General features: G+C 58.3%; 13 protein-coding genes. 3 read left to right on the top strand and 10 right to left on the bottom strand.

The features are described from left to right. Nucleotides 1-373 precede the first annotated feature (373 nt). Nucleotides 374-1,768: a tetratricopeptide repeat protein gene (locus tag AC5DB9_RS14035; RefSeq protein ID WP_272991383.1), complete on the bottom strand. Its 1,395-nt coding sequence runs from the start codon at nucleotides 1,766-1,768 to the stop codon at nucleotides 374-376. Between the two features lie 87 nt (nucleotides 1,769-1,855). Next, the gene (locus AC5DB9_RS14030) at nucleotides 1,856-2,155 is read right to left on the bottom strand and encodes a hypothetical protein (protein ID WP_272991384.1); all 300 of its coding nucleotides are present in this window, start codon (nucleotides 2,153-2,155) and stop codon (nucleotides 1,856-1,858) included. 236 nt (nucleotides 2,156-2,391) lie between these two features. Here AC5DB9_RS14030 and AC5DB9_RS14025 point away from each other — a divergent pair, with 236 nt between their 5' ends. After that, a complete protein-coding gene (locus tag AC5DB9_RS14025; protein WP_353744095.1) occupies nucleotides 2,392-2,712 on the top strand; it encodes a site-specific integrase in 321 nt (106 codons plus the stop codon). Between the two features lie 199 nt (nucleotides 2,713-2,911). On the opposite strand, the gene AC5DB9_RS14020 is transcribed toward AC5DB9_RS14025, so the two are convergent. The 5 genes from AC5DB9_RS14020 to AC5DB9_RS14000 all read right to left on the bottom strand — a co-directional run bounded on the left by AC5DB9_RS14020 (nucleotide 2,912) and on the right by AC5DB9_RS14000 (nucleotide 8,132). Beyond that, complete coding sequence (locus tag AC5DB9_RS14020; RefSeq protein ID WP_272991385.1) at nucleotides 2,912-3,568, bottom strand: sulfotransferase family protein; 657 nt, start codon at nucleotides 3,566-3,568, stop codon at nucleotides 2,912-2,914. 148 nt (nucleotides 3,569-3,716) lie between these two features. Next, nucleotides 3,717-4,445, bottom strand: a complete 729-nt coding sequence (locus tag AC5DB9_RS14015) for a DUF2894 domain-containing protein (protein ID WP_272991387.1) — start codon at nucleotides 4,443-4,445, stop codon at nucleotides 3,717-3,719. Next, a complete protein-coding gene (locus tag AC5DB9_RS14010; RefSeq protein WP_272991388.1) occupies nucleotides 4,442-5,077 on the bottom strand; it encodes an OmpA family protein in 636 nt (211 codons plus the stop codon). Before AC5DB9_RS14010 ends, AC5DB9_RS14015 begins: the two co-directional genes overlap by 4 nt. Then, the gene (locus AC5DB9_RS14005) at nucleotides 5,074-7,362 is read right to left on the bottom strand and encodes a DUF802 domain-containing protein (RefSeq protein ID WP_272991389.1); all 2,289 of its coding nucleotides are present in this window, start codon (nucleotides 7,360-7,362) and stop codon (nucleotides 5,074-5,076) included. The genes AC5DB9_RS14010 and AC5DB9_RS14005 overlap by 4 nt, the downstream gene beginning before the upstream one ends. Next, a complete protein-coding gene (locus tag AC5DB9_RS14000) occupies nucleotides 7,359-8,132 on the bottom strand; it encodes a DUF3348 family protein (protein WP_272991390.1) in 774 nt (257 codons plus the stop codon). Before AC5DB9_RS14000 ends, AC5DB9_RS14005 begins: the two co-directional genes overlap by 4 nt. Before the next feature lie 306 nt (nucleotides 8,133-8,438). On the opposite strand from AC5DB9_RS14000, the gene AC5DB9_RS13995 reads away from it, so the two are divergent. Then, nucleotides 8,439-9,242, top strand: coding sequence for a DODA-type extradiol aromatic ring-opening family dioxygenase (locus tag AC5DB9_RS13995; RefSeq protein WP_272991391.1), 804 nt, complete (start codon nucleotides 8,439-8,441; stop codon nucleotides 9,240-9,242). Between the two features lie 94 nt (nucleotides 9,243-9,336). Beyond that, nucleotides 9,337-10,602 (top strand): NADH:flavin oxidoreductase/NADH oxidase family protein, encoded by a 1,266-nt coding sequence (locus AC5DB9_RS13990; protein ID WP_272991392.1) that lies wholly within the window; start codon nucleotides 9,337-9,339, stop codon nucleotides 10,600-10,602. 4 nt (nucleotides 10,603-10,606) lie between these two features. On the opposite strand, the gene AC5DB9_RS13985 is transcribed toward AC5DB9_RS13990, so the two are convergent. The 3 genes from AC5DB9_RS13985 to AC5DB9_RS13975 form a co-directional block, all read right to left on the bottom strand. Next, nucleotides 10,607-11,665: an esterase/lipase family protein gene (locus AC5DB9_RS13985; protein WP_272991394.1), complete on the bottom strand. Its 1,059-nt coding sequence runs from the start codon at nucleotides 11,663-11,665 to the stop codon at nucleotides 10,607-10,609. Between the two features lie 57 nt (nucleotides 11,666-11,722). Further along, on the bottom strand, nucleotides 11,723-13,513 hold the full coding sequence (locus AC5DB9_RS13980; RefSeq protein ID WP_272990229.1) for a Na/Pi cotransporter family protein: 1,791 nt from the start codon (nucleotides 13,511-13,513) through the stop codon (nucleotides 11,723-11,725). Between the two features lie 84 nt (nucleotides 13,514-13,597). After that, nucleotides 13,598-14,038, bottom strand: a complete 441-nt coding sequence (locus AC5DB9_RS13975; RefSeq protein WP_272990228.1) for a nuclear transport factor 2 family protein — start codon at nucleotides 14,036-14,038, stop codon at nucleotides 13,598-13,600. Nucleotides 14,039-14,059: the final 21 nt, after the last annotated feature.

Below are 14,059 nucleotides of genomic sequence, written 5' to 3'. Positions count from 1 at the left end.
AGCCTGGAAACCCAGACCGCATGCCCTCTCCCGGACAGCTTGCACCAACTCGACGGATGGCGAAAGGAACCAGAACGCAAAGGCTACCCGCCCGATTACCGTTTGAGACGGACGGCCCCAAAACTGGGGCACGCCATGAATACCAACACCGCTGGCCATTGTGGCAACCAAACCAGACAGCGAATTTTCCGGCCTTGGCGATCACCAGAGTGAACGAGCGTTGCAACCAAACCCGGTGCCAAGGCCTTTGCACCGCACCCGCCAAAAACTCACAAATGCCGGGCCAATAACGCCTCACATCACCGGCGGCAAAAAGCAAAGCGAGGAACGAGCAGCGCTTTTTGCTGTCCGAGTGAATGTGTTTGTTAGGCCATCAATAGTAACTAATAATTCTTCGTTGCAGACCTGACATGTCAGTATCGTTATGCATATAACTTTGTTTTCTTGATACCCAGTTTCCGTGATTATCCAGTTTGTAATTGCTATACTTTACGTGCTTAATAGGTGAGTTTCTATTGGATGTACCATGGAATATTTCTTCTCTTATCCACCCATCACTACCATATGAATACTCTACACTTGACTGGTATGATCCGTCCTGCGTATTGTTATCTATAATTTTCCGCAACGCCCCGCCATTGGTGAACAAGTATTGTTGCCCACCTTGGAACCTCATTCTTGACGTACCCTCATTAAATACGCGGGAATACCCAATGACAGATCCTGGAGTTATTGCCCAAAATTCCGAAGGCTTTGCCGGCACACCACCGTTAGACCATTCAAGAAGCCCAGCGGAGTTATATTTTTTGTACGTATTTGTGGGATATTCTGCTGCGATTTCTTTTTGAACTTCAAAAAGGCCGCCGTCACTTTGTGGGTAATAATAGTATTTGAAATCTCTACCACCAAAAGACGGCGTCGTATAAGATGAAATTCTGCCCTGCAAATATGTGAACTCTTCTACATTTACTACTTTATAATTTCCGCTTGCGTCATCAGAATACCTTCTTGCTTCCCATTTCAATAGGTGACAGTTTTTATCATACGTGTAGCGATGCTCTTGATTTGTGTTCTTAAAAACAGTCCTAACCAAATGCCCGCCTTTGCCAAAATAATATATATTGTGCTTCTTCCACCCTTCGTCATGATCCAAAACTCGAACACTTCCTTTGCCCTCATAATGAGCGAGTGACTCTCTTGTAAAAACATCATTTTTTACTGATGCATTGTCATTAAGAAAACATTGCAGAGTTCCAACCAGGGAGCCTGCCTGTTTGTGCCCTAGGCTTTTAGCCCTTTCCGCATAGACGAGCGCCTTTTTCAACAAATTTTCGGTAAAGTGCGACGCATCAGCCTCCAATACGAATCGAGCAGCATTCCAAGCACCGTATTTATTGTTTTGAGAAGCTGACTGTTCGAATAACTGATAGGCTTGCTCGAAGTCTTTTTTTCCACCTTTTCCCGTCAGAAGCATTATTCCAAGATTATTCTGCGCATCTGAATGCCCCTGTTTAGCGGCCTTCATGTAGTAATTTGATGCTTTTTGTATATTTGCTTCCACCCCTTGGCCATTTGCATACATCACTCCAAGAGCATAAGCGGCCCTAACCTCACCCCTCGCCTCCAAGGAGGTAAATACTCTTAGCGCGTCAGCATACTTTTCATCATTATATAACTGCACTCCTTCGTCAAATGTTACCACTTCAGCAGCGCTAACAGCTGAAGCGAAAGCAAAACAAAGAAATACCACATAAAACTTTACTCTCATTTCCGGAAAACCTCCCTAACACATCGATATATTAATAAACCACTTACCACAGCATCTTGATTGAGATCACAATCGCCATAAAACTACTTAGCCAGAAGCTCCCTTAAACTCGACCCCAGGCATTTTGAAAACAATCGGACCACCCACTTGCTCAAGGGAGAGAACTAATGAGAGGGAAACCAATGCAGAAATTGGTATGCCGATGATTGCAGCAGGGTGCTCCAGTATTATTTTTATTAGCGTCTCGCTAAAGAATATAGCTGAAATTAAAACAGTTACTATCGACCCAAACAACAACAAAACCCATAGTAATGGTATCCATTTAAAAGACCACCTCAAAAGCTTTATGTTTCTTGTCGCTCTTTCTTCAAGGGTTTGATCATCCATATGATTCTCCTAAGGCCTAACAGCCTGTTTATGAGGCCTGCGGCCTCATAATAAATATTATCGGGCGGCCATCTATCACACTGGCCCATTTTTTCCACTCTTTAACCCACTGTTTTTAAAAGCATATTTAGAAATCGAGTTTTTTCGCGACGAATAACAGGGCCATTTCACTGGCAGGAAGGAGATATCGGGATAATCTGTATATACATACAGTTTTTTTGACAGGGATTGTCATTATGAGCGCTTCACCATTCCTTCGGTCATTGCGGGAGCACATGCTAGTGCGTCGCTATAGTCTACGTACAGTAAAGTCGTACAGTTATTGGATCAAGTCTTTCATTCTTTTTCATGGCAAGGTCCATCCTCCCGAGCTACGTGGCGCAAAGGGGGAGGCTTTTCTTAGTTGTCTCGCCGGCGAATGCCGCGTTTCTGCGGCGACACAAGCCATCGTGCTCAACGCATTGGCGTTTCTCTATAACCAATACCTTGAACAGCCCTTAGAGAGTATAGGTCAATTTCGTCGTGCTCAGCCGCAACGCAAACTGCCCCCGAAATGAGGTTGTGAGCCTGCTCAACGCGCTGGAGGGCACACCAAAATTAAGGGTGTCGATGCTATATGCTTCTGGCCTTCGTCGCATGGGGCTATTGCACCTGTGGAAAAATGGGGTCAGGTCTTGCAACGTGTATTAACCACAAAACTGGAGCTGTTTTTGCCTCGGAAGCGCACGAGACAAGGCCAGCCCCTCGCATCTCTCTTTACTTCACGCCGTCGTAGCCGAACACGACGTCGGGGCCGTGTTGGATGATTTGATTGATAATGTCTTTGGTGGCTTCGGCATCGTTAATACGCGGGAAGTCGCTGTCTGGCACCGGCACATTGAGGAAGCGGCACAGGGGCTCCCAGCCTTCGGCGACGTTGAAGACGAGCAGGCGCGATGCTGGTATCGCGTGTTTTACCTCGTCGATGTGCTGCTGGTATCGCTGAATCAGATGCGCTTTGTCGTGCATGCGGTCGTCGAAGTAGTCGTTGATGGTGAGCTGCATAAAGCGCCCGAGTTCGACGCTGCGCAAGTAGTCGATCCAGTGGGGTGCAAAGATGGTCTCCTGCGTAGAGGCAAACCACTGCTCGGGGTCGCGCACGGTGAGAATCACCTTGGCGTCGGGGTAGGCGCCGGCCAGCGCCTTGTAGCTGGTGCAGGCAGGAAAATCGACCGTGGAGTGAAAGCCTTCAAACGTGGCCGCCCAGTCTGGCTGTCCGGTCAGGGCATCGACCCAGTGCTGCCAATGTTGCGGCCCGCGCGGCAGGCATTCCACCATGTGATAACACGGGCCAAAGCCCAGTTGTTCCAGCGCCGCCTTCATACTCATGGTGCCTGTACGGCCAAAGCCTGCACCGATCACGTTTACGCTCATGTTTTTCGTCTCTTGATATCGCTGCCACTGTTAGGGAGCCGCCGTACTGCGTGATCATCGCGATCACCGAGCAGAACCGGCAGTTAGTAGAGCAGTTTTTGGAGACGCAAAACATGAAATGGATCGCGCACCCTGCGCAGTGGGGATGCTATTTGCGACGGCTTTGCTTGCGGGCCTTGGCTTTGCCGCTGTCGTCGGTGGCGCTTTGCGCCTCTAACCACATTAGGGTGTCGAGGTAGCCAACAAACTGCTTTAGGTAGGCGGGCGAGCGTTCGCGCATATTGGTGAGCGCGCGAATGGCGAGCATTTGCGGGTTGAGCGGGCCGGGGTCTTCGGGTGCGTTTTGAATGGCCTGATCGATGCGCTGCTCAATATCCTGGTGGCGCTGGCGGCTGCGCAGCAGGCGCAGGGCACGCAGTTCTCGCGGCGGGTTGGCGCTGTTGGCCTGATGCGCGCCGGTTTCTGCCACCTCGCCCAACAGGGAGAACTCTTGCTGGCGCAGCAAGGCGCTGATGGGGGAAACGCTCTCGCGGGTCTCGGCGGGCGTGCCGGTTTCACGGTTAAGTTCGTGCTGCAGAGCGCGCAGGGCCACTGCGGCGCCGCAGCGGCGCTGGGTAAGCTGTTGCCGACGCGCGGATACTATTGTTGCTAAGCGGCTTTCACCGCCGCCCTGCTGGCAGCCGCGCTGATAGTTTTCCAGCATTCCGGCGGCGCGGCGCAGCAGTATCGCCTGCACCGCGGGGCGCTGCTGCTCAGCCCTTGCCAATAACTGCGCGATGCCGTGCAGGCGCGGCGGGTCGACGTGCGGATAGTCCGCCTGCAAGACAGCTAAGGTCTCTTTCAGCGCGGGCAGTGGCATTAGTGAAGACTGACTCACTCGCCCTCCTGCTTGACGCGCGGCACCGGCGCCATTTCCACGCGGCGGTTGCGGGCGCGGCTGTCTTCGTCGGTATTGGCCGCCACTGGCTGTTGGTCGCCAAAGGCGGCGGCAAACACGCGATCGGCGGGCATGCCTTCATCAATCAGTGCTCGGGTGACGGTCAAGGCCCGCTGCGCCGACAATTCCCAGTTATCGGAGAACTGCAGGTTGCCCTGCTGAATCGGCAGGTCGTCGGTAAAGCCGCTGACCATCAGCAGTTGGTCGTTTTCCTGCACATAGAGTTTAAGGGGGGGAATCAGGCTGCGCAGCAGTGCCCGGCCTTCGTCCTGCAATTCGGCGGAGTTGAGCGAGAACAGGACGCTGCCGCTGATACCAATGCGGCCATCGCGCAGGGTCACCCGGCCACTGGCCAGCGGCGCGGCGAGCGCTTCTTCCAGCACCGCGCGGCGCTGCTCTTCCACTTGCCGCTGGGCGACTTCCTTCTCCAGGCTTTTGGCCAGCTCCAACTGAAAACCCAGCGCCCAGATTAGCAGCAGCACAAACACGCCGACCATGCCGGTCATCAGGTCGCCAAAAATCGCCCAGATCGGCGGTTCCTGGTTGAGGCCGTCGTCGAGTTCCCGGCTCACGCGTCGGCCCCTTCGGCGTTCATATTCAGCTCAAGCTGCTCGGCGCTGTCGGTGAGCGCTTGCAGTCGCGCCAGAATATCCTGATGAGTGAGCAGGTTGTGGTCGATAATTTCCCGCGCCTGCGCCACGTAGTAGCTCATCTGTTCGTCGCTGCGTTCGCCGCTCTCTTTGAGGGTGTGTTCGACGCTGGCCAGCGCGGCCAGCAGCTCGCCATTGCTGTCGCCAAACTGCTGCACGGCGGCGGCGAAGGTTTCGCCCACACCCGACAGCTCCAGCGCACTGCCTGCCAGTTGGTCGCCGAGTTCGGCAAGTTGGCTGGCGCGCTGTTCGATGCTGTCGCCCAAACGCTCGCCCAGTTGCTTGAGCGTATCGCCGCTGTTGGCCAGTAACTGCTCGACCGCCTCGCGCTGGGCCTGACTGTTGTCGCGCAGGCCATCGGTGAGTTTGGCCAGTTCTTCCATCAAGGTGCGGCGCTCATCCAGCAGGCTGTTGTCGCGCTCGATATTCTTGGTGATTTCACCCCGCAACTGTTCCATCAGCTCAGCCGCGACACGGGGCGCCTCTGAGGCGGATTCAATCAGATTGGCCAGCGGCGCTTCCAGTGAGTTGCCCAGTTCAGCCAGTTGGCTGGCGACGGCGGCTTGCAGGGTTTCCAGACGGCTGACGGCGGCATCGCCGCGCTGGGCTTCCTCTTCACGCAACTGCTGCAACTGCGATTGCAGCGCGTCAATCAGTGCGCTGCTGCGCTCGGAAACATTTTCCTGCCAGCGCTGCTCGGCAGCCTGTTGCTGGCTCAGTTGCTCGGCAATGGCTGCCTGCAGGGTTTCCAGACGGCTCACCGCGGCATCGCCGCGCTGACCTTCTTCATCACGCAATTGCTGCAACTGGCCTTGCAGGGCATCGATAAGCTGGGTGCTGCGAGCCGCCACACTTTCCTGCCAACGCTGTTCGGCGGCTTGCTGTTCTTCGAGCTGCTGACGCTGTTGTTCGAGCAATTGCTGATTGACGCTGTTCAGGGCGGCGTTGCGGGTCTCGGCATCTTCTCCCAACGAGCGGGCCACCGCCGACAGCATGGTTTCGGCATTGGCAAAGGCTGCCTGCCACTGTTGCAGACGCTCGGCTTCGGCATCGCGCTGTGCCTGCAGGGCCTCGGCGCTGCGCTGGGCGGCATCCTCCAGCAATTGGCGACTGTCCGCCGCCATCTGCTCGGCGCTGCGGCTGAGGCCTTGGCCCACCGCATCGGCAAGTTCGCGGTTGGCACTCTGCTGGCTTTCCAGTCCTTTTTGCCAAGCGGTATTAATAGTGGCTGCGCTGTGCTCAAGCTGGCTGGACATGGCTTCAAGACGGGCCTGGGCAGCATCATCAAACTGCTGGTGACGCTGTTGCAGGTCGCGCTCCAATCCGGCCAGCAAGCCTTCCACGACGGGCTTGATGGTTTCGCCAGCCTGACGACCGCTGTCGGCCAGACTGCGGTTCAGTGATTCGGCCACGGAGCTGGCCAGCGCCTGAAAATCGTCCTGCACGCGCTGTTGGAACTGTTGCTGGTTATCGACCAACTGCTGGCTGAGCTGCTCACCCATCGTTCCCAGACGCTCGCTCAGTGCCGTGAGCTGACTGGCGACCGCAGGCAGCGCATCGGCCTGTTGTTGCAGAGCGGAATAGGTCTGTTGGCGCTGATGACTGAGCGAATAATCCCGGAAGCGACTGTCGCGCTGCTGGTCCAGCTCACGGGACACGGCAATGCGCTCACGGCGGCTAAGTGTGGCAATAAAGCCCAGCATCGCCGACGCGGCCACCCCGGCCACCGAGGTGCCAAATGCCATCCCCAGACCTTTAATCGGCGTGGTGAGGCCATCGCGGATGGCGCTGAGTTCGGTACTGCCTTCCAGCGCCTGCACGGCGCCGCCCAGGGTTTCGACCATGCCGACAAAGGTGCCCATCAAACCCAGCATGACCAGCAGGCCAACCAGATACGGGGTGAGCACCGGCACCGGCAGGCCGACGTATTCGCCCTCGATACGCTGGCGCACCGGGTTGCGCAGTGAGTCGGGCAGCGCATCCAGCCAGCGATTCAACTCCACCTCACCACGCTGATTCAGCGCCTCGTGCAGGGCACCGGTGGCCTGCTGATAGCGCAGTAATTCCGCCCCGCCAGTGAAGTACGCCAGCGCAATGAGCAACATCACCACCGACGCCAGCAGATGCCCGGCGGCAACCGCCACGCCCATCCACAGAATAACCAGTGCGCCAATGGCAAAGGCCGCCAGGGAAAGCAATCGTGTCATGGAGTGTCCTCGTGTTCGGAGTTCAGGGCTTCCAACAGGCCCTGTAACGGCTGCAAACGCAGCGCGAGTTCGGCAAGCAGAAGTGTCTGCATGTCCTGATGAAATAGATGGAGCCAACCGCCATCGGCCAGCCAGTGTTCGGCATTGCTGGGCTGCCCCGCGTCAGCATCGGCCGCCTGCTGAGCCCGGCGCAGGGCAAAAAAGTGCTGTGCCAGCAGCTTTGGCAGTGCCGCCAGACTGCGTCGGCTGTAGTCGGCGAGCGTGGTTTCCATCATGGTATCGAGCGCGGCCAGTTGCGCCAGCGCCTCGGAGCGCGCCGCCAGTTGTTTGCGCAGCAGGCCGCGCAGGCTGATGACGCGGTGGTCCATTTCGCTTTGATGCAGGGCATAAAACCGCTGATACGGCGCGTAACCGGCGGCATCATCGCCAAAGGTATCGGCATTGGGCGACGGCAGAATAAAGCCCGCCGGGCTGCTGCTCATGGCGTCGGGATCAAGCGTGAAACTGGCCGAGATCGCCTCGATCATCTCGGCGCGGCGATCCATAAACAGGGCTTGCGCATCGTCCTGCGCTTCAGTTTCAGCAGCCTTTATACGCTTCAGGCCACGGAGTGATTCCGACAGGGCAATGGCACCAGACAGGTCGATCAGTTCGGCCAATTTGTCGGCAAAGCCTTTGCGCGGCGCAGCCGTCGCCGCCACACCCAGCCCACTGAGGGTGTGGACCAGTCGCGACGGATTGGACGAGACATGCGCGGCAGCCTTGGGCATAAGATCCTATAGCGAGCGTTCATCAACCGCGATGAACGGAGTTAATCGGGGCGGGCCATTCTGTTTGCGCGACGGAAAACGGGGCGGTCACTGATGCCCTGACAGGGCGGTGTGGAACGGCGTTGCTTCTACTTTCTTCGTTTTGCTTTCGCATTTTTGCGCTCCATTATCGCCATTTTCCGGGCTGATTCAACACAGCAGCCCTCCCGAGTGATCAGCTTTTCTGCGCAGTTTGGGCAATTTTTTGCGCCAGACAGCGCATACGGAATTCCGTACCATGGCCGGGCAATAAATAAGGAGCTCTCAATGAGTGATGCACGCGGCGCAAGTATTCTGTTTATTCCCCACGGTGGCGGTCCCCTGCCGCTGCTGGATGACCCCGGTCACGCCCGGCTCAGCCAGTTTCTGCGCGACCTGGGAAAACAGCTACCGCGCCCCGAGGCGATTTTGCTGATCAGCGCCCACTGGGAAGCCAGCGAAGCGCGCATTACCGGCGCCGCCCGCCCGGAGCTGATCTATGACTACAGCGGCTTTCCGGAGGAGTCCTACCACATTACTTATCCGGCACCCGGCCAGCCCACCCTGGCCTGTGATGTGCAACGCGCCCTGGTCGGTGCAGGGCTTCCTGCGCACCTCGATAACCGCCGCGGCTTTGACCACGGCATGTTCGTGCCGCTGAAGCTGATGTACCCCGAGGCGGATATTCCCGTGGTGCAACTGTCGCTGCTGAGCAGCCTGGACGGCACTGCCCATGTTGAGATGGGCCGGGCGCTGGCGCCGCTGCGCGATCGACGCCTGCTGGTACTGGGCTCCGGCGCCACGTATCACAATCTTCAGGCCTACTTCAGCGGCCGCATGGACCGCAACGCTCACTTGGCGTTTGAGGACTGGCTGGACGCCCGCTGCTGTGATGATGGCCTGAGCGACGACCAGCGCCAGACCGCCCTCGCCAACTGGCCGCAGGCACCGGGCGGGCTGCACTGCCACCCCCGCGCCGAACACTTACTGCCACTGCAGGTTTGTGCGGGCATGGCGACAGGGCCCGCCACGCGGATTTTCTTCGACGAGGTGATGGGCGAACTCAGCAGCGCCTTTCTGTGGCAGTACTAATGCGCTGAACGCCGCCCCGTGAGCGGTGTTTGCCTGATCGCGGTCGGCTGTGCAGAATGGAGAGCTGCACAATAATAAAAGCTGGGGAACTACCATGCCGCTACTCACCGATCCGCTTACCCTGCCCTGCGGCGCAACACTGCCCAACCGTCTGCTGAAATCGGCGATGACCGAAGGGCTGGCCGACGAACAGGACCACGCCACCGGCCGCCTGGCGCGGCTGTATGAGCGCTGGTCAGAAGGCGGCACGGGCACACTGATTACCGGCAACGTGATGATCGATCGGCGCTTTCTGGAGCGACCCGGCAATGTAGTTATCGACCACAACGGCGGCGAAGCTCAGCTCAGTCACTGGGCGATGGCCGGTCAGCGCGCTGGCAATCAACTGTGGATGCAAATCAATCACCCCGGCCGCCAGTGCCAGAAAGTGGTGTCGTCGCAACCGCTGGCGCCCTCCGACGTGGGCATCAAGCTCGTGGGACTGTTCGGCCGTCCGCGCGCCATGACTGAAGATGATATTCAACGCGCCATCAGCGGCTTTGCCCGGGTGGCGGGCGTCGCCAAAACCACCGGTTTCAGCGGTATTCAGATTCACGCCGCACACGGCTATTTGATCAGCCAGTTCCTGTCGCCCTTGGCGAATCGCCGCGACGACGACTGGGGTGGCAGTCTGGAAAACCGCGCCCGTTTTCTTCTCACTGTGATTCGTCGATGCCGCGAGACGGTCGGCCCCGACTTCCCGATTGCACTCAAACTGAATTCTGCCGATTTCTCTCAGGGCGGCTTCAGTCATGAGGACAGCCTGCAGGTGGCAAGCTGGGTGAGCGACGCGGGTATCGACCTGCTGGAAATCTCTGGCGGCACCTATGAAAAGCTGGCGCTGATGGGTGACCGCGACGAGAAGCTGGCCAAGGCGAGCCGTGCCCGCGAAGCCTACTTCCTCGACTATGCGGCGGGCATCCGCGAGGTCTGCAAGGTGCCGTTGGCGGTGACCGGCGGCTTCCGCAGCCGCAGTGCCATGCAGGACGCTCTGGACAGCGGCGCTCTGGATGTCGTCGGCCTTGCCCGCCCCCTGTGCCTGCAGCCCGACGTGCGCGACCTGCTCAGCGGCGAACAGGACGCCTTCCCAAGCTGGGAAAAAGAACTCCGCATCGGCCCCGGCTGGCTGGGCCCGCGCAGCCCCAACCGCAGCCTGCGCACCCTCAATTTCGGGCTGGCCACCCAGTGGTATTACCAACAGATTATTGCCCTTAGCGAAGGCAAAACCCCGCGCCCGAAACCCGGACTGATCACCCCCTTTGTTCGCCACACCGTCACCGAAAGGCGGCTGGCGAAAAAGCGGGTGGCGCGGGGAAGCTAGGCGCTCACTCGGTCACCGCGGCCGACTGGGCGTAGGACTTCAGCGGCGGTTCTTCCGTCGCTAAAGATAAATCGGGAAAGCCCTGCGCGCCCTCGCTGGCGAACACGTCGAGGAAGTCAGTCAACAGGCTGGGCGACAAGGCGGGCTCGGGTAGAAACGGCAGCAGACCACAGATTTCACCACCGGCGCGTTCGGGGCTGGCCGGACCGGGATTCGCCAGCGCATCGAGCACCAGCTCGAAGGTAGCGCGATCCGTCAAACCAATGGTGGCATGCTCCACAATGCGGCCGGGGCACACGTCCTGAATCAGAATATTGGCGACCTTGGGGTTGCCCTGCTGCCAGTCCAGCGCGGCTGTGGGCACCGGCGAGACGGGTTGCACAAGTTCATCAAACTGCGTGTAGATATTGCTGTAGTCGATCTCTCCCGGTGTTTCGTCTTCGCTGTTGAGCGCCTGCATATAGTTGGAATCTGACCGGAACTGAAAGAACACCGCAGGCACCGGCAAGCCGAGGTCGCTCAGCGCGGCAATATCGATGCCGTGGTTGGGTGAGGCCAGCAGGATCATATCGTCGATTTTGTCGCGCAGACTGGGCCACCAGCGCACAGCCCAGCGCGGCCCCATGCCGCCCTGGCTGTGGCCGATGATCGACACTTTGCGCCCGGAGTCGGCAATTTGATCAATCGCATTCACCACATATTCGGCGGCAATCTGCGCATCACTTAACCCGCGGTTGGGGTAGGTCACAATACAAACATCGTAACCCTCGCCCAACAGCAGGGGCTCGTAATTCCACGTCCACTGCTCCTCACCGTGGGTAAAGGTGCCGTGAACCAGCAGCACTACCGGCCCGGTTTCGGTAAAGGGATTGCAGACCAGCGACTGGTTAAGCGTGGCCAGTTTGGTTTCGAAGGTCGGTTCCGCCAGCGCGGCCCCGCCACCGCCACTGCCACCGGATGAACTGGACGATCCGCCGCAGGCCGTGAGCAGCGCGGCGAGCGGTAGAAGTAGAAAAAGAAAAACAGAGAGAGACCGGGAGCCGTTTCGGCGGCGCAACAACATGGGCGTATTCCTATTATGATTATAGGCCCGACAATAACACGGCATCAGCAGTTTGGTTTATTGCTCAACACTCATCTCCAAGGTTTCCGGGTCAGCCACGTTGTCGTTGTCGCTTATTTTCGGCACGCCGAACAAAGTCGCCGAAGCCAGCAGCAGGGCTTCGCAGATCGCCTCCAGATCCGCCTGATCGTTCATAATGGCTGCGGCCACGGTCGCGCTGATTTCGTGGCGAACCAGCCGTTCGTCGAGGTCGTCGATCAGGCAGCGACTGGCGAAGTCTGCTGACGCACGCAAGTCTTGCAACAAGGGCTCCAGCCCCGACTCTGGCGGCCCGTCGTGCTGCACCTTGCGCAGGGCACGCAGCAACTCGGCCAACTGCAGGCGCAACTGGTCGTAGCGCGCCCGCACCACCGGGTTCGGCGACAAGGCGTAGCGCGACAGATGCTGGTGCAGGTGTTTCATGCCTCGCACCGCTTCCACAATCGCTCGGCTGGCTTGGCGCAGCAGATAAATCTGTTCTGCCACACTGCGGGTGGTCTCCTGACTTTGTGCGGCAACAATAAAGGCCACAATGTCCCCGTGCAGGCGTTTGATTTTTCCCTCATAGGCGTCTTCCACATCCAGCGCAATAATGCGCCGGGTGTTTGCCACCGCCATATGTAAGGGCTCGTCGGAGTCGATGGTTTTGCGGCTCAAGCTCAAACCGTGTGCCAGCAAGCCGTAGGCGTTTTCGAAAAGATGCAGCACTTCCAGGCGCAGGGCATTGACGATGGTCGCAGGCGTTTCCAGCGCGTGGGGATTGAGGTACAGAGGCTGTTCAGTACCCTTGTCGCTGCTACGCACATAACGCAGTAATACCTGCTCAAGCAGGCCAACAAAGGGCGCCAGTAGCAGCACGCCGAGCACATTGAACAGGGTGTGGAACAGCGCCAGCCGCAGCAGGTAATTGTCGGGCGCCAGACCGATCAAGCGGGCCAGCATGTCCACCAGTTCGGCCAGTGGCTGGAGAATCGCAATCGCCACGGTGGCGGTGATCACGTTAAATAACACGTGTGAACCGGCAAGGCGCTTACCCGCGAGGTTCGAGGTGAGACTGCCCAGCACAATGGTCACCGTGCTGCCGAGGTTGGCGCCGATCGCCAGCGCCAACGCGTTCTCGTAACTGATCTGCCCCGCCGACAGCGCGGTAATCACAATCAGCAACGTGGCGTGGCTGGACTGCATAATGACCGTGACCAACATGCCGATAAGCGTGTACAGCAGCACGCCTTTGAGCCCTGTCATGGCGTAGGCCGAGAGGTCCACCCCCTCCTGAAACCCGGCGAAGCCCAGTTTCATGTAGTGAATACCGAGGAACAGGAAGGCCACGCCCAGCAGTAAATTACCGGCCGCACGCAACCCGCGCCCCCGCTGCATCATAAACACCATGCCAAACACCAGCATGGGCATGGCATAGCTGCCGATATCCAGCGACAGACCGGGACCGGCAATGAGCCAGGCACCGGTGGTGGTGCCGATATTGGCGCCCATGATAATGCCGATACCCGCCGCCAGACTGATCATCTCGGCGCTGACAAAGGAGATGGTAAGCAGTGACACCAGCGAGCTGGACTGCATCAGCGTGGTGCTGACCGCCCCCACCAGCAGGGACTTGCCGAAGCCGTCGGTAATGCGCTGCAACAGCGCTTCCAGTGCGCCACCGGCAAAGGTTTTAAAGCCCTGTTCCAGCAGCACCATGCCGAACATAAACAGCGCCACCCCGGCGGCGATATCGACAAAGTCGGCACTGCGCCACAGCCCATAGGCGAGCACCAGTAACACCAACGGCAAAGAGAATTTCTTGAGCATCGAGACAGCCTGAAGACAATCCACTAACAGCCGTCATTCTCCAACGCGGCGACGCCTGTCGACAAGCGATATCCTTATTATCAATCAGCGGCTGAAGACGTCCATGCTGCCGACCGTGGCGCGATTGTCTTTGTGGCGAGAGCACAGCAGCCAGACGCCGTCGCGCCGCACCCAGCGGTCGGAGTAATTGCCCAGTGTGCGGAAGCTCAGTTCGCTGGCGGGGTCTTTGCTCAGATGCAGATCGGCGACGTAGGTCTCACTGTAAGCGCTGTCGCCGCGCACCTCGATGAGGAAGTTACCCAGTAAATGCTGGCTGGGACCGCAGGCTTCAAGATAGGGGCGAATCGACGCAACGACTTCGTCTCTGCCGACCACCGGCCCGAGACCAAAATCGGCCACGGCATCGTCGCTGAGAATCGCCGCCATGGCGGCCCAGTCGCGCGCATCCATCGCCCGCGCAAAGCGGATCAATTGCTGTTGAATGTCGCGTTCGGCAAGCAGCGTTTCCAACGTAGTATGTGCCAAGAAGAACTCCCTTATCCATCA

Source organism: Spongiibacter sp. (genome assembly GCF_984394615.1).
Note: the sequence above shows the minus strand (reverse complement) of the source record. Positions and strands in the feature narration are given on the sequence as shown.